The sequence below is a fragment of the Thermus neutrinimicus genome, from assembly GCF_022760955.1.
In the GTDB taxonomy this organism is placed as follows: domain Bacteria; phylum Deinococcota; class Deinococci; order Deinococcales; family Thermaceae; genus Thermus; species Thermus neutrinimicus.
This window is the reverse complement of sequence record NZ_JAKTNU010000024.1, coordinates 1-13715: the sequence shown is the minus strand read 5'-3', so window position 1 is coordinate 13715 and position 13715 is coordinate 1. Positions and strand designations below refer to the sequence as shown.

The following is a 13715-nucleotide window of genomic DNA, read 5'->3' as shown; positions in this document are numbered from 1 at the left end:
AAGGCGCGGAAGTCCCTTGGGGTTATGCCCTATGGAGGTTTTGACGTGTACATAGCCCTAGAGGTATAGGAGGTCGGGTATGCGTCAGGGCTTTTTCGCCTTGCTGACCGCCGATCCCCTTCGGGGAGCTCTTCGCCCGGTGGAGGCCAGGCTCTTGGAGGAGGCCCGGGGGGAGGCCCTTTTCCTGGTGCCCTACCCCTTGCGGGACCTGGCGGAGGCCTGGCGGCTGGCCTACCGGAGCCTGGGCCTGAGGCGGGGGAGGGTCTTTTACCTCAGGCGGCGGGAAGAGGCCTTTGACCCCGAGGTGGCCCAGGCGGTGGCGGCGAGCCCCCTGGTGCTTTTGGCCGCCGAGGGGCTGCCGGAGTTTTTGGATCTCATCCGGGGAAGCCTCCTTCTCCAGGCCCTTTTGGAGGTCCACCGCCAGGGGGGTGGGGTGGTGGCCTTGGGGGAGGCGGCCGGACTTTTGGGTGAGGCGGCCTTTTACTCCCTGGAGGGGGAGGTTAGGGCCGCCTTGGGCCTGGCCCTCTTGAAGGGGCTGGCCCTCCTCCCCCGGGTGGAGGAACGGGGGCGGTTTTTGGCCCTCTCCCGCCTGGTGGCCGACAACCCCGACCTGGTGGGCCTGGGCCTTTTGGAGAACACCGCCCTTCGCCTCCTAGGGGGCCTGGGGGAGGTCTGGATGGGAGGGGTGACCCTGGTGGACGCCGGGGGGGCGGAGTACACGGGCCGGGGGGTCAAGGGGCTCAAGGTGGATGTGCTCTCGGCGGGGGAGCGCTTCCCCCTCCCTGCCCTTTAGAGGAGCCCTATGCCCTCGGGGCGGGTGCATGAGGCCATCAACCTGACGCTCCTGGGCGGGGGGGCGCTGGCCTACCTGGCCTACGGGGGCTCCCCGGAGGACCCCCGGGGTTTGGCCTTCGCTCTGGCCTATCTGGCAGGCACCTTTCTCCTCTCCCCCGACCTGGACCTGGCGGAGAAGGGCACGCGGTCCCAGCGCCGCTGGGGCCTTTTGGGCCTTCTCTGGCGTCCTTACGGCTGGCTTTTCCGCCACCGGGGGCTTTCCCACACCTGGGTGCTGGGGCCCTTGACCCGCCTGGGGTACGTGGTGGGCCTCCTCTTGGCCCTGGGGTTCCTGGCCCAGGGGCTTGCCAAGCACCTGGGGATGGGGTTTTCCCTAAAACTTCCCTCCTGGCCCTGGGAGGTGTGGGGCTTCGCCCTTTTGGGCTACTACCTTTCCCAGTGGCTCCACCTGGTGGCGGACGGCATCTGGCCCGACCACGACCTCAAGCGCTTGCGGCGGCCAAGGTGAGGTGGTTTACATACCTATCCCGGCTAGGGTAAACAATAGAGGCATGCTAAAGCCACGGATAGGGGTAGTGGGTCTCTTGCTTCTGGGCCTGGCTTTTGCGGTGCAGCCGGGCCAGCGCCTGCCCGAGTTTGCCCTTTTGGATCCCAAGGGGAACCTCGTCACCCCCGCCACCATGAGGAAGCCCGCGGTCATCGTCTTCTGGGCCAGCTGGTGCCCGGTGTGCAAGGCGGAGTTCCCAGGGCTCCACCAGGTGGCGGAGGAAACCAAGGTGCCCTTCTACGTGATCAGCCGGGAGCCCAAGGACACCAAGGAGGTGGTGCTGGAGTACATGAGGGCCTTTCCCCGGTTCATTCCCTTGCTGGCCTCGGACAAGGACCGGCCCCACGAGGTGGCCAACCGCTTCAAGGTGGTGGGCCAGCCCTGGACCTTCGTGGTGGACGCCGAGGGCAAGGTGGTGGCCCTGTTCGCCGGGCGGGCTGGGCGAGAGGCCTTGCTAGACGCCCTCCTCCTGGCCGGGGTGGAGCTGCCATAGCGCCGCTTTGCGCGCCTCGCCTTCGGGAAGGAGCCGGAGGAGGAGATCGGCCTCCAGGACTTCTGGGTCTCCCCATTCCACCACAAGGAGGCGGGCTTCCTCTCGGGCCGCTGCCAGCTGGGGCAGAAGGGCCCTTTGGTCCTCTAGGCGGTAGAGATCCGCATGGATCAGGGGGCCTTCGGGGGTGGGGTAGGTGTGGATCAAGGTGTAGCTGGGGCTCGTCACCCTTCCCCTAAAGCCCAAGGCCTCGGCCAGGAAGCGGACGAAGGTGGTCTTGCCCGCGCCCAAGGGGCCTTGCAGGACCACCAGGGCCCCCGGGGGGAAAAGGGCTAGGGCTTCCCGGGCCAAGGCCTGGGTGTCCTCGAGGGTCTCGAGGGTGCGCTCTAGGAGAAGCCGCATAAAGGAAAAAGGCCCCTTTAGGGCCTCTTTGGTGCCGGGAGCGGGACTTGAACCCGCACGCCCTTGCGGGCACCACCCCCTCAAGATGGCGTGTCTACCAGTTCCACCATCCCGGCAGGGTGCGCCTCACGCGCAAGCTTTAGTTTAGCAAAAGCCTTCTCCTTGTCAAGGTTGGCCGGGGTTGGGGACATTTGTCCCTTGCCTTTTCCGTTAGGGTACCTATGAGAAGAGCTTGCTAAAGGGTAGGCACGGGTAGAGCCCATTCGCTTATGAAAGAACCCACGCCCCTTGATTGACCCCTTGCCCTTTTGCCCGTAGCCTTGGCCCTTAAGACCGGAGGTGGCATGCGGCGGCGCAACCGATGGGTAAAAACCTTCTTCTGGGGAACGGTTCTAGGGGTGTTCGCCCTGCTGGTGGTGGTCTTTTCCGGGGTGGCGGTGGGGGCCTTCGAGTACCGCACCCAGCCCGTGGAACAGCCCGTGCCCTTCAGCCACGCCTTTCACGCCGGGGGGTTGGGGCTTTCCTGCCGCTTCTGCCATTCCAGCGTGGAGCGGGCAGCCTACGCAGGCCTGCCCCCCACGGAGACCTGCATGACCTGCCATACCTTTATCAAGCCCGATAGCCCCAACCTGGCCCTGGTGCGGCGAAGCTGGGAAACCGGGGAGCCTTTGCGCTGGAACCGGGTCATCAACCTGCCGGACTTCGTCTACTTCCACCACGGGGCCCATGTGGCCAAGGGGATAGGGTGTGCCGAGTGCCACGGACGGGTGGACCAGATGGCGGTGGTCCGCCAGCCCCAGGCCTTCACCATGAAGTTCTGCCTGGACTGCCACCGCCAGCCTGAAGCCCACCTCAGGCCCAAGGAGCAGGTTTTCAACATGGCCTACACCCCGGATCCCGAGCTGGGCAAGAAGCTGAAGGAGATCTACCAGGTGCGCTCGGCGGAGGCCCTTACCAGCTGCAACACCTGTCACCGCTAGGAGGCTTCATGAAGGAACGGCGCGGTTATGAAGAGGCTTTGGAACGGGAGCTCTTCCGGGAGGAGTTTCCCTTTGGCCCGGTGACCCGGAGAGGGTTTTTGGCCTTGGGACTTTTATCCCTTGCCGCCTGTACCCCGGTGGTGCGGCGGAAGGGGGTACCCTACGTGCGCCAGCCGGAATGGGTGGTGGAGGGAGGGGAGGCGGAGTTCGTCACCGCCCTGGCCCACGCCGGCTTTGCCGAGCCGGTGCGGGTGAAGGTCTACCAGGAAAGGCCCCTCTTCATGGCCCCTTTGGAGAGGGCCATGAGCCCCTATCCCCTGGCAGGCCTCTACGCCCTCTACGACCCAGCCCGCCAGGGTAAGGCCCCGGATTGGGAGGGGTTCTATGCCGCCTGGGGGCGGGCCTTGGCGGAGGGGGAAACCCTCCTGGTCTTGCCCCGCACCACCTCCCCGAGGCTCGAGGGCTTGCTGGAAAGGGCCCAGGCCCGTTTCCCCAACCTCCGGGTGGCCCGGTTTGAGGCCTGGAGCCTGGAGAACATCTATCTGGGGGCGGAGGTGGCCTTTGGGCAAAGGGCCTGGCCCGTCTACGCCCCGGAGGAGGCGGAAACCGTTCTCCTCCTGGACGTGGAGGCGCACGAGCACCCGGCGGGCTACCTCTGGTGGGAGGCCCTAAGCCGCAGGCGCCTTCCCCCCATGAACCGCATCTACGCGGTGGAAAGCGGGGCCAGCCTCCTGGGAAGCATGGCCGACCACCGCCTGCCCTTAAAGCCTAGCCAGGTGGAGGCCTTCCTCCTGGCCTTGGCCCAGAGCCTGGGGGTGGTCCAGGGAACCCCGGCCTCGGATTACGGAGGGTTCCTTTCCGCCCTGGCCGAGGACCTGAAGCGGGGTGGGGTGGTCCTGGCCGGGCCCCAGCTTTCCCCGGGGGCTCAGGCCCTGGCCATGGCCATCAATCAGGCCCTTAGGGCCCCGGTGCGCTATGTGGAGCCCCCGGAGAGGGAGGCGGCCACCCCCAGGGCCTTCCTGCAGGCCGAGGGGGCCGAGCGCCTGGTGTGGGCGGCGGAGGGCCCCTTGCCCAACCTCTCGGGCAAGGCTTTTTCCGCGGCGCTTTCCCTGTATCCCCACAAGGGGGCTTCCTGGAGCCTGCCCTTGGCCCATCCCCTCGAGGCCTCGGGCCAGCACCGGGATGCCGAGGGCCGGCTTTGGCCCAGCCAGGCCCTTATCCAGCCCCTGTGGGGGGGGAAGAGCCTGGAGGAGGTGTTGGCGGGGCTTTTAGGGGAGGAGCTTCCCGCCCTTTCCCCAGAGGAGAAGCGGGCCCTGGTGGAGGGAAGGCCCTTGGCGGAGGCCCGGCAGCTGGCCGTGGAGGTTCGCCCAGGCCTGGAAGGCCGCCTTCCTCCCTTGCGGCAGGAGGCCCCCTTGGAGCTCACCCTGCGCCCCGACGCCAGCCTCTACGACGGCCGCTACCGGGACAATCCCTATTTGCAGGAGCTTCCCAGGCCCCTGAGCCGCCTGGTCTGGGACGGGGCCTTGCTCCTTAGCGAGGAGGATACCGAGGCCTTGGGTCTTCTTGCGGACATCCGGGCCCGGGAGCGGCGGGCAGATCCCAAAAGGCCCCTCCTCCGCGTCCAGGCCTCGGGCAAGGAGGCCCTCCTTCCCCTCTGGCCCCTTCCCGGCCTGGCTAAGGGGAGCGGGGTGGCCCCCCTTTCCCACTTCTTTCACCCCGAGGGCGTGGTCTGGCCTGTGGAGGTTTCCCCCACGGGCCGGGACTACCCCTTGGTCTCCACCCAGTACCACGGGTATCTGGGGGAGGTGGAGGCGGTGAAGGTCATGGAGGAGGCCAAGGCCCTTAAGGCCGAAGCCCACGAGGAGAAGCGGATCTCCTTCTACCCCCCTTGGCCCCAAGGGGAGCACGCCTGGGCCATGACCGTGGACCTAAGCCGCTGCCTGGGGTGCGGGCTTTGCACCCTGGCCTGCCAGGTGGAGAACAACATCCCCGTGGTGGGCAAGGAGGAGGTGCAAAAGGGGCGGGAGATGCACTGGATCCGCATCGACCGCTACTTCGCCGAGGAAGGGGTGGTGCACCAGCCGGTGATGTGCCAGCACTGCGAGAAGGCGCCTTGCGAGGCGGTGTGCCCCGTGGCGGCCACGGAGCACTCCAGCGAGGGCCTGAACCTCATGGTCTACAACCGGTGCGTGGGCACCAAGTACTGCTCCGCCAACTGCCCCTACAAGGCCCGGCGCTTCAACTTCTTCCCCTACGGGGAGGCCTTTGTGGGCAAGGGGGACCCCCGCCGGGCAAAGGAAAGCCCCCTGGCCCTCCTCTTAAATCCCGAGGTGACGGTGCGCAGCCGCGGGGTGATGGAAAAGTGCACCTACTGCGTGCAGCGCATCGAAAGCACCCGGGCCAAGGCGGCCATGGAGGGGAGGAAGATCCGTACCGGGGAGGTCAAGACCGCCTGCCAGGAGGTCTGCCCGGGGAAGGCCATCCACTTCGGGGACCTTCTCGACCCTGAGGACCCCATCCAGGCCCACCGTAAGGAGGGGCGACACTACGCCCTCTTGGAGGAGGCCAACACCTGGCCCCGCACCACCTACCTGGCCCACCTGAAAAACCCTAATCCCAAGCTGAAGGAGGGGAAGCATGGCGCATAAGGAACCCCATCCCGACCACGACCTGATCCAGGGGGAGTGGACGGAGAAAACCTTGGTGGAAAAGCTTCTGGAACCAGTGGAGAAGCCAGCCCCCAGGCCCTGGAAGGTGGTCTTGGCCGTGGGGGGGGCTCTGACCCTGGCTTGGCTATACAGCCTTTTCGTCACCTTCGTGAAGGGCCTCGGCACCTGGGGCATCAACCAGCCCGTGGCCTGGGGGTTTGACATCGTGCACTTCGTCTGGTGGATCGGCATCGGCCACGCCGGGACCCTGATCAGCGCCATCCTGGTCCTCATGCGCCAGAACTGGCGGGACTCCTTGAACCGGGTCACCGAGGCCATGACCCTGTTTGCGGTGTTGGCGGCGGCCACCTATCCCCTCATCCACATGGGCCGTCCCCAGCTCTTCTACTGGGTGATGCCCTACCCCACCCACATGGCCCTATGGCCCCAGTACAAGAGCCCCCTTTCCTGGGACGTGCTGGCCATCATGACCTACCTCACCATCTCCACCCTCTTCCTCTACCTGGGCCTGATCCCCGACCTGGCCCTTTTGCGGGAGAGGAGCAAGGGCTGGCGGCGGAGGCTTTACGGCTGGCTCTCCTTGGGCTGGACGGGGAATGCCGTCCACTGGCAGCGCTATAGGGCGGTATACGTGCTTCTGGCGGGCCTGGCCACCCCGGTGGTGATCTCCGTGCACTCGGTGGTGAGCATGGATTTCGCTTACGGTTTGGTGCCGGGCTGGCACCTCACGGTCTTCCCCCCCTTCTTCGCCTCCGGGGCCATCTACTCGGGCTTCGCCATGGCCCTTACCCTGATCATCCCCCTCAGGAAGTGGTACCGGCTGGAGGGGGTGATCACCGAGCGCCACCTGGACTGGATGGCCAAGGTGACCCTGGCCAGCGGCCTTGGGGTGGCCTACATCTACCTTTTGGAGATCTTCATCGCCTGGTATGCGGGAGAGCCCGCAGAGTGGGCGCAGCAGCTTTGGCGCATGACCGGGCCCTACGCCCCCTACTACTGGGCCATGATGCTCATCAACGTGGTCCTCCTTCAGACCCTCTGGTTCCCCCGCTTCCGGAAGAACCTAAGCTGGCTTTTCATCTTTTCCATCCTGGCCAACGTGGGGATGTGGCTGGAGCGTTTCGTGATCGTCGTCATCAGCCTTTCCCACGACTTTGTTCCCGGCAACTTCCACCTCTACTACCCCACCTGGGTGGACTGGACCCTCTTCCTCGGGACCATCGGCTTCTTCCTCTTTGGCCTTTCCCTTTTCATCCGCATCTTCCCGCCCATTGCCGTGGCGGAGATGGTCCACCTGTTCCACCGCCTGCGAAAGCACTAGGAGGGGCCCATGCTGTATGGACTCATGGCCTACTTTGACTCGGCGGAAAGGCTTTTAGAGGCCTTAAGGGTGCTCAAGGAAAGGGGATACCGCCGCCTCGAGGCCCTCACCCCAAACCCCGTGGAGGGGATCGAGGAGGTCCTGGAGGGGGATGGGCGGATTCCCTGGATCGCCTTTGGCTTGGGGGTTCTGGGGGTGGGCCTGGGGCTTTTCCTGCAGATCTACACCACCCTGGACTACCCCCACAACGCCGGGGGCAAGCCCCTTTTGGGTTGGCCCGCCTTCATCCCCGTGACCTTTGAGCTCACCATCCTCACCATCACCGTGGGGATCTTCCTCTTCCTCCTGTACATGAACGGCCTTCCCCTGGCCGCCCATCCCGCGGTGAAGGCCAAGGAGTACGTGCGGGTCCTTCTGGACGAGTACGGGGTCTTCGTTTACGCCACGGACCCCCGGTTCGACCTGGAGAGCACCAAGGCCCTGCTTCGGGAACTGGGGGCGGAGGTGGAGGAGGTGCGGCGTGGCTAGGTGGCTTCTTCTCCTGCTCCCCCTCCTTTCCGCCTGCGGCTGGATGTGGGACCAGCCCAAGGTGACGCCCTTCCGGGAAGCCCCCTTGCAGGTCCAGGTGGCCCCGGAACGGGTGCGCTTCGGGGAGAACCTGAACCTGGAGGTGCGCACTGGGCTTAAGCCGGAGGGGGGGTTTTCCGAAAACCCCTACGCCTTCACCGACGGGGAGCTTTTGCGGGGCAAGGCCCTTTACCGCTCCTTTTGCGCCATCTGCCACGGGCTAAACGGGGAAGGGGATGGGCGGGTGATCCCCCTGGGGATGCCCAAGCCCCGCTCCTTCCTGGACCCAGGGGTGAAGGCCATGCCCGAGGGCTACTTCTACTTTGCGGCCACCAACGGGTTTGGCCGCATGCTCTCCTACAAAAGCCGCATCCCGGAGAGGGAGCGCTGGCTCATCGCCCGCTACATCAAGCGGTGTCTGCAGGAGGAGGCCTGCCCTTTGGAGGTGATCAATGCAGAGGTCTATTGAGGCAAGCCGTTCGGGTTTCCTTTTCCTGGGCCTAGTTCTTTACGCCCTGGCCTTTCTCTTTGGGGCTCCGGCCGCTTACTTTCCCTATGCCTTTTTCCTCCTCCTCTTCTTGGGAGCTTTTCTGGTTCTCCTCTTGCACAACGCCCTGAGCAGCCGTTGGGGGATTCCCCTAGAACCCTACCTCTATCCCCTGGCCCGCCTCCTTCCCCTCATGGGGCTTTTGGGCCTGCCCTTCTTCCTCTTCCTGCCGGAGCTTTTCCCCTGGGCCCGGCCCGGGGCCGCCTTGGACCCCATCCTGGCCCACCGCTCGGGGTACCTGAACGCCCCCTTCATGCTCCTTCGCTACGTCCTCTTCTTCACCCTCTTTTCCTGGATTCTCCTGAAGCTGAAACCCGGGGAGCACCGGGCGGAGGTGGGGGCCTGGGGGTTGCCCTTGGCCTTCGCCGCCGCCACCTTCCTCACCTATGACCTCTTCATGGCCCTCGAGGCCCACTTCTACTCCGCCTCCTTTGGGGCCATCCTTCTCCTCTCCGCCGCCCTTTTGGCCCTGGCCGTGGCCGTGGCCCTGGCGGCCCGGAAGGGGACGCCCGCCCTCATGGGACAGGCCCAGAACCACACCAACCTCCTCCTGGCCCTCTCCATCATCTGGATTTACGTGGAGGCCACCACCCTGATCATCGTCTGGGGGGCGGACCTACCCCATGAGGTGGAGTTCTACCTGAAGCGCCTGGAAGGCCCTTGGGGGACGGTGGCCGCCTTGTGGGCGGTGGGGGGATTCTTCCTCCCCTTCCTTTACCTCCTCACCAACCCGCCCAAGCGGGAGGCCCGGTATCTCCTGCCCGTGGCCCTTTGGATTCCCCTCTTCCGCCTTCTGCACCTGGCCTGGTACGTGCTCCCCGCCCTGGGGCGGGGGGTGGGGATCGGGGAGGTGCTGGGCTTTTTGGGCCTGGGCCTCTTCTTCCTCCAGCGCCTGCGCAATCCCTCCTGAGGCTTTGGGAGCCAGGAAGTGCCCCGCCCCTAGGGCGGGGCATTTGCACCTACCTTCACAAAGGGGATGGGCGCATCCTGGACTTAGGGGTACACGGTAAGGGTACCCAGGAGGTGGAAGATGGCGACGAGGATTCTGGTTCTGGGAGGTGGCTCGGGCGGCCTGGTGGCGGCCAACAAGGTGAAGAAGCTCTTGGGGAAGGAGGTGGAGGTCACCCTGGTGGACAAGAATGCCCACCACGAGTTCATGCCCGCCTATCCCTGGGTGGCCTTCGGCATGCGGGAGCCCGAGCAGGTGAAAAGGCCCTTGGCCAACCTGGAGAAGAGGGGCATCACCTACCTGCAGGCCACGGTGGAGGCCTTAGACCCCGCCAACAACCGGGTGAGGACCAGCGTTGGGGAGCTTTCCTATGACTACCTGATCGTCTCCCTGGGGGCGGAGGCCTTGCCTTCCCCCGCCAAGGACAGCCACGCTCCTTGGAGCCTCGAGGGGGCCTTGAGGCTAAGGGAGGCCCTCAAGAACTTTAAGGGAGGCCGGGTGGTGGTGGGGGTTTCCTCCCCCTACTACCCCTGCCCTCCCGCCCCCTACGAGGTGGCGGGCCAGGTGGAGTTCGCCCTCAAGGTCAAAGGGATCCGGGATAGGAGCACGGTGGAGGTTTTCCACCTAAACCCCCTGCCCCTGGCGGGCATGGGCCCGGCGATCTCGGGCAAAGTCATGGAGATCCTCCGCTCCAAGGGCATCGCCTTCCACGGGGAGTTTGAACCCGCCTCCTTTGAGGGAGGCAGGGTCAGGGCCAAGGACGGGCGGGAACTGGCCTACGACCTCCTTATCCTCACGCCTCCCTTCGCCCCCAACCGGGTGGTGCGGGAATCCCCCCTGGCGGGGCCCCAGGGTTTCCCCGAGGTGAACCCAACCACCTTCCGTTCCACCCGGTTCGCCAACGTCTTCGTCATCGGGGACACGGTGAACCCTGCCCTCATGCTCCCTCCCGCCGGGGTGGTGGCCCACTTCCAGGGGGAGTACGTGGCCGGGGTCATCGCCTCCGACCTAAAGGGCGCCTACATTGGCGAGCCCTTTAACCCCGTGGCCATGTGCATCATGGACTTTGGGGACAACGCCCTTCTGCCCCAGTGCTCCTTTGAAAAGCTCCTGGCAGGCACCGGCATGCCTTCTTGTGGCGTAATGGCCGTGGGCAAGTGGGTGCGGGTGACCAAGATGCTCTTTGAGGGCTTCTGGTTCGCCACCTTGATCGAGTAGGAGGGGTCATGGAGAAGACGCTTACGGTGGAGGAAAGGCTAGCCCGCATTGAGGAGGTCCTGGAGAAAAGCGGGCTCGGCCTCCTGGCCCAGGTGGGGGCCGGGGAAACCCTGGCGGAGAACCTGGGCCTCCTTTTGGAGCCCAAAAACCTGCAGATGGTCTCCCTCTTGGCCCGCTTTCTAGACCAAGCGGAGGCTTTGGAGAAACTGGCGGACACCCTGGACAAGTTGGAAAAATCTGGGGCCTTGGCTTTTATCGGCCACCTTACCGAGAACTTTGGTGAGGGGCTGGGCATGTTGATGGAGCCCCAGGTGCTCAGGCTTTTCTCCCATGGGGCCAACATCTTGGACATCCTTTCCCGCATAGAGCCTGCCGCCATCGGCATGATGGCCTCGGCCTTGCAGCGGGGCCTGGGGGAGACCTTTACCCCCGAGGTGATGCGGGATCCGCCCCGGGTGGGCTTGGCGGGGATCCTGAAGCAACTTTCCGACCCCGAGGTGCAGAAGGCCCTAGGGGTGCTTTTCCTCCTTCTCAAGGCCCTGGGCAAGGCTTTCGGGCATCTGAACGAGGACATGAAGGCCCTGGAGGGGCTCATGGCCAAGATGATGCCCAAGAAGTAGGGGCTTTAGGCCAGGGTCACCCGGTCGCGGCCGGTTTCCTTGGCCCTGAGGAGGGCGTAGTCGGCCTTGAGGATCCAGTCCTCCAGCTGGGCCTCGCCTTCCGGGACCTCCCCCCCGGCGATGCCGGCGGAGAGGGTGAGGGGATAGGGGATGGGATCCACCCTCTGGTGGCGGAAGCGGTAGCGGATGCGTTCCACCACCTCCTTGGCCGCAAGGCGATCGGCCCCGTAGAGGATGAGGAGGAACTCCTCCCCCCCGTAGCGCACCGCCAGGTCCTCGCGGCGCACGCTGGCCTGCAGGATGCGGCCCAGGAGCTTCAGGACCTCATCGCCCACCGGGTGGCCGTAGGTATCGTTCACCCGCTTGAAGCGGTCGATGTCCAGCATGACCACGCTTAAGGGGGCCTGGTAGCGCCGGGCCAGGGCCAGGAGCTTGGGGAGCTCCGCCTCGAGGCCCCGGCGGTTCAAAAGCCCGGTGAGGGGATCCGTGAGGGCCAAGGTGCCCCACTCCACCTGGCGCAGGACCTGCCGGATCCGCTCCCCCAGGAGGGAGAGAAAGCTGGGGGGCACGGGTTCCTCCAGGGGACCTTGCAGGTAGAGGTAAGCGGTGTCCCCGTTTAAGGGAATGGCCAGGGAATGGGGAGTCCGCTCCCCCACCAGGCCCCGCCTTCCCCTCACCTCCAGGCCCACGGCCTGGGGCAGGAGGTGGCGGGTGGCCTCGAGGGCACCCATCAGCACGGCCTCCGGGCTTAGGGTCTGGGTGACGCTAGGGGAAAGGCGGGCAAGCTCTTCCAAGAAGCGGGTCCAGCGGAGGTTTTTCTCCTCCGTGCGGCGCCACTCCAGGTGGTTGGCGTAAAGGAGGCCCAGGCCTGCCACCAGCCCGCCGTAGAGGGCCATGACCCGTACCTCCCAAGGGGTGGGATCGTGGAGGAGAAGGGCGGGCATCAGGAAAAGCCCTCCCAGGGCCAGGGCCTGCCCCCAGAAGGTGTTCCCCCTTCGGCCTTCCTCCGCCACCCCCCAGGTTAAAAGCACGTACCCGAGGCTCCAAAGGAGGTGGACGGGGTGGCCGGTGGGGTAGCCTGGCCCTGCCTCCAGGAAGGCATAGGCCATGTCCGCCACCAGAAAGAGGAGAAACCCCACACCCCAAAGAACCCGCTCTCCAAGAAGGCGTTCCCGGAACAGGGGTTCCAGCCTGGGCAGAAGGAGGAGGAGCAGGAGGGCATCCCATAGGCTATAGACCCGGTCTATGCCCAGCTCCGGTTTAAGGGCAGAGGCCAGGCCTAAAAGGACCAGGGGCACCAGGAGGAGGCTTAGCCTGGGCCTTTCCCCCGGGACCTTGAGAAGAGCCCAGGTTAAGGCGGCATAGCCCGCCAGATAGGGAAACTCCAGGAGCAAACCCCGGGGAAGGCGCTTTAGGTCCTCCAAGGTCCAGGCCAGGTCCCCTAGGCCCAGGAAGAGGAGGCCAAGCCCCCAGGCTTTCCGCCCATCCAGCCAAAGGAAAACCCCGCCCCCTAGGGCCACCAGGGGGGTGAGGAAGCGCTCGCTAAAGGGAGCGGTGGGGGGGAATAGGCCCAGGAATACGAGGAGGGCGATAAGCCCTGGTCCATAGGCGGCCACGGCCACAGTTTAGAGAAAAGAGGGGGTCTGGGGGAGCTATAATGCCCCGGTTTTGCAACCGGCGGTACATGGGTCAGCGAAGCCACATGCGACCGGCGGTTCATTTGGGGTAGGGGCCCCAAAGAGGGAGCTTAGCTCCCCCACGTCCGCCGGAGGCGGACATAGCATAGTGGGCGGCGGATGTGGTATCATATGCACGTGCCTGAAAAACGCACTACACGGCAATCCGGTGGACGATGACTAGGAAGGCCTTCAAGTACCGCCTCTACCCCACCAAGCCCCAAACCAGGGACCTTGAGAGGACACTTGAGCTCTGCCGCCAGCTGTACAACAGTGCCCTCCAAGAGCGCAGAGACACCTACAGAAGGGCAGGCCAAAGGGTAACCTTTTCCCAACAGAGCCGCTACCTGCCCCAGATACGTGAAGAGCTACCCGAGTACAAAAAGGTCCACTCCCAGGTTCTTCAGGAGGTCCTTCACCGGGTGGATAGGGCCTTCCAGGGCTTCTTCTTTGGGGCCCCTACCCCAAATGAACCGTCGCCGGGTGAGGAGGGGACAGAAACCAGGCTACCCCCGCTTCAAGGGGAAGGGACGCTACGACTCCTTCACCTTTCCTCAGGCTGGAGCTAACTACGGGGTAAAGATTCTAGAGGGAGGCAAGAGGGTCTTTCTCTTTGGCATAGGCTTGGTCAAGCTCAAGCTCCATAGACCTCTTGAGGGTCGGATAAAGACGGCCACGGTCAAAAGGGAGGGAGACCACTGGTACATCGTCTTCGTCTGCGAGGTGGAACCCAAGCCACTTTCCGACAATGGGAAAGCCATCGGCATAGACCTGGGCACCAACCCCTACTTCCTGGTCACCTCCGAGGGAGAGACGATCGAAGCCCCAAGGTACCTTCAAAAGGCCCAGGATAAACTTGCCCGAGCACAACGTTCGGTCGTGTCAAGATTTATGTGTAAGCGTCTGTGTATGGGGGGCATACCTCTCCAGAAGC

15 protein-coding genes and 1 tRNA gene are annotated in these 13715 nt (G+C 65.0%); 13 read left to right on the top strand and 3 right to left on the bottom strand.

Features of this window, described 5'->3' with window-relative positions; genetic code table 11:
* Window positions 1–79: 79 nt before the first annotated feature.
* Genes L0C59_RS10380 through L0C59_RS10370 form a run of 3 tightly spaced genes read left to right on the top strand, consistent with a single transcriptional unit; the run spans window position 80 to window position 1835 of the window.
* On the top strand, window positions 80–793 hold the full coding sequence (locus tag L0C59_RS10380) for a type 1 glutamine amidotransferase family protein (RefSeq protein ID WP_243091274.1): 714 nt from the start codon (window positions 80–82) through the stop codon (window positions 791–793).
* Window positions 794–802: 9 nt separating this feature from the next.
* Complete coding sequence (locus L0C59_RS10375) at window positions 803–1303, top strand: metal-binding protein (protein ID WP_243091273.1); 501 nt, start codon at window positions 803–805, stop codon at window positions 1301–1303.
* Between the two features lie 43 nt (window positions 1304–1346).
* Entirely contained in the window at window positions 1347–1835 is a 489-nt protein-coding gene (locus L0C59_RS10370) for a TlpA family protein disulfide reductase (RefSeq protein ID WP_243091272.1), read from the top strand.
* Here the strand turns inward: L0C59_RS10370 and tsaE are convergent.
* Both tsaE and L0C59_RS10360 read right to left on the bottom strand, forming a co-directional pair.
* Window positions 1797–2234, bottom strand: coding sequence for a tRNA (adenosine(37)-N6)-threonylcarbamoyltransferase complex ATPase subunit type 1 TsaE (gene tsaE / locus L0C59_RS10365; protein ID WP_243091271.1), 438 nt, complete (start codon window positions 2232–2234; stop codon window positions 1797–1799). The two genes, L0C59_RS10370 and tsaE, sit on opposite strands and share 39 nt — an antisense overlap.
* 29 nt (window positions 2235–2263) lie before the next feature.
* Window positions 2264–2350: transfer RNA gene (locus L0C59_RS10360), tRNA-Leu, on the bottom strand.
* Window positions 2351–2578: 228 nt separating this feature from the next.
* On the opposite strand from L0C59_RS10360, the gene L0C59_RS10355 reads away from it, so the two are divergent.
* From L0C59_RS10355 to L0C59_RS10320, 8 genes are all read left to right on the top strand, one after another.
* Window positions 2579–3214: a cytochrome c3 family protein gene (locus L0C59_RS10355; RefSeq protein ID WP_243091270.1), complete on the top strand. Its 636-nt coding sequence runs from the start codon at window positions 2579–2581 to the stop codon at window positions 3212–3214.
* Between the two features lie 8 nt (window positions 3215–3222).
* Window positions 3223–5862, top strand: coding sequence for a 4Fe-4S dicluster domain-containing protein (locus L0C59_RS10350; RefSeq protein ID WP_243091269.1), 2640 nt, complete (start codon window positions 3223–3225; stop codon window positions 5860–5862).
* Window positions 5852–7204: an NrfD/PsrC family molybdoenzyme membrane anchor subunit gene (nrfD, locus tag L0C59_RS10345; RefSeq protein ID WP_243091268.1), complete on the top strand. Its 1353-nt coding sequence runs from the start codon at window positions 5852–5854 to the stop codon at window positions 7202–7204. Before L0C59_RS10350 ends, nrfD begins: the two co-directional genes overlap by 11 nt.
* A 9-nt stretch (window positions 7205–7213) precedes the next feature.
* Complete coding sequence (locus tag L0C59_RS10340) at window positions 7214–7732, top strand: DUF3341 domain-containing protein (RefSeq protein ID WP_243091267.1); 519 nt, start codon at window positions 7214–7216, stop codon at window positions 7730–7732.
* Entirely contained in the window at window positions 7725–8240 is a 516-nt protein-coding gene (locus L0C59_RS10335) for a c-type cytochrome (RefSeq protein WP_243091266.1), read from the top strand. Before L0C59_RS10340 ends, L0C59_RS10335 begins: the two co-directional genes overlap by 8 nt.
* Complete coding sequence (locus tag L0C59_RS10330) at window positions 8224–9228, top strand: hypothetical protein (protein WP_243091265.1); 1005 nt, start codon at window positions 8224–8226, stop codon at window positions 9226–9228. Before L0C59_RS10335 ends, L0C59_RS10330 begins: the two co-directional genes overlap by 17 nt.
* A gap of 120 nt (window positions 9229–9348) precedes the next feature.
* Window positions 9349–10485 carry an NAD(P)/FAD-dependent oxidoreductase gene (locus L0C59_RS10325; RefSeq protein WP_243091264.1) on the top strand — a complete coding sequence of 379 codons (1137 nt, stop codon included), beginning with the start codon at window positions 9349–9351 and terminating at the stop codon, window positions 10483–10485.
* A gap of 8 nt (window positions 10486–10493) precedes the next feature.
* Window positions 10494–11105, top strand: coding sequence for a helical membrane plugin domain-containing protein (locus tag L0C59_RS10320; protein WP_243091263.1), 612 nt, complete (start codon window positions 10494–10496; stop codon window positions 11103–11105).
* A gap of 5 nt (window positions 11106–11110) precedes the next feature.
* On the opposite strand, the gene L0C59_RS10315 is transcribed toward L0C59_RS10320, so the two are convergent.
* On the bottom strand, window positions 11111–12721 hold the full coding sequence (locus L0C59_RS10315) for a GGDEF domain-containing protein (protein ID WP_243091262.1): 1611 nt from the start codon (window positions 12719–12721) through the stop codon (window positions 11111–11113).
* A gap of 236 nt (window positions 12722–12957) precedes the next feature.
* Between L0C59_RS10315 and L0C59_RS10310 the strand changes: the two genes are divergently transcribed.
* Both L0C59_RS10310 and L0C59_RS10305 read left to right on the top strand, forming a co-directional pair.
* Window positions 12958–13350 (top strand): RNA-guided endonuclease InsQ/TnpB family protein, encoded by a 393-nt coding sequence (locus L0C59_RS10310; RefSeq protein WP_243091261.1) that lies wholly within the window; start codon window positions 12958–12960, stop codon window positions 13348–13350.
* Window positions 13250–13715: RNA-guided endonuclease InsQ/TnpB family protein (locus L0C59_RS10305; protein WP_279232668.1), on the top strand; the 466-nt coding region annotated here is incomplete at its 3' end. The genes L0C59_RS10310 and L0C59_RS10305, both read left to right, overlap by 101 nt.

Coding starts and splice junctions, on each gene's coding strand:
- L0C59_RS10380 (WP_243091274.1), top strand. CDS start 80: ATGCGTCAGGGCTTTTTCGCCTTGCTGACCGCCGATCCCCTTCGGGGA.
- L0C59_RS10375 (WP_243091273.1), top strand. CDS start 803: ATGCCCTCGGGGCGGGTGCATGAGGCCATCAACCTGACGCTCCTGGGC.
- L0C59_RS10370 (WP_243091272.1), top strand. CDS start 1,347: ATGCTAAAGCCACGGATAGGGGTAGTGGGTCTCTTGCTTCTGGGCCTG.
- tsaE (WP_243091271.1), bottom strand. CDS start 2,234: ATGCGGCTTCTCCTAGAGCGCACCCTCGAGACCCTCGAGGACACCCAG.
- L0C59_RS10355 (WP_243091270.1), top strand. CDS start 2,579: ATGCGGCGGCGCAACCGATGGGTAAAAACCTTCTTCTGGGGAACGGTT.
- L0C59_RS10350 (WP_243091269.1), top strand. CDS start 3,223: ATGAAGGAACGGCGCGGTTATGAAGAGGCTTTGGAACGGGAGCTCTTC.
- nrfD (WP_243091268.1), top strand. CDS start 5,852: ATGGCGCATAAGGAACCCCATCCCGACCACGACCTGATCCAGGGGGAG.
- L0C59_RS10340 (WP_243091267.1), top strand. CDS start 7,214: ATGCTGTATGGACTCATGGCCTACTTTGACTCGGCGGAAAGGCTTTTA.
- L0C59_RS10330 (WP_243091265.1), top strand. CDS start 8,224: ATGCAGAGGTCTATTGAGGCAAGCCGTTCGGGTTTCCTTTTCCTGGGC.
- L0C59_RS10325 (WP_243091264.1), top strand. CDS start 9,349: ATGGCGACGAGGATTCTGGTTCTGGGAGGTGGCTCGGGCGGCCTGGTG.
- L0C59_RS10320 (WP_243091263.1), top strand. CDS start 10,494: ATGGAGAAGACGCTTACGGTGGAGGAAAGGCTAGCCCGCATTGAGGAG.
- L0C59_RS10310 (WP_243091261.1), top strand. CDS start 12,958: ATGACTAGGAAGGCCTTCAAGTACCGCCTCTACCCCACCAAGCCCCAA.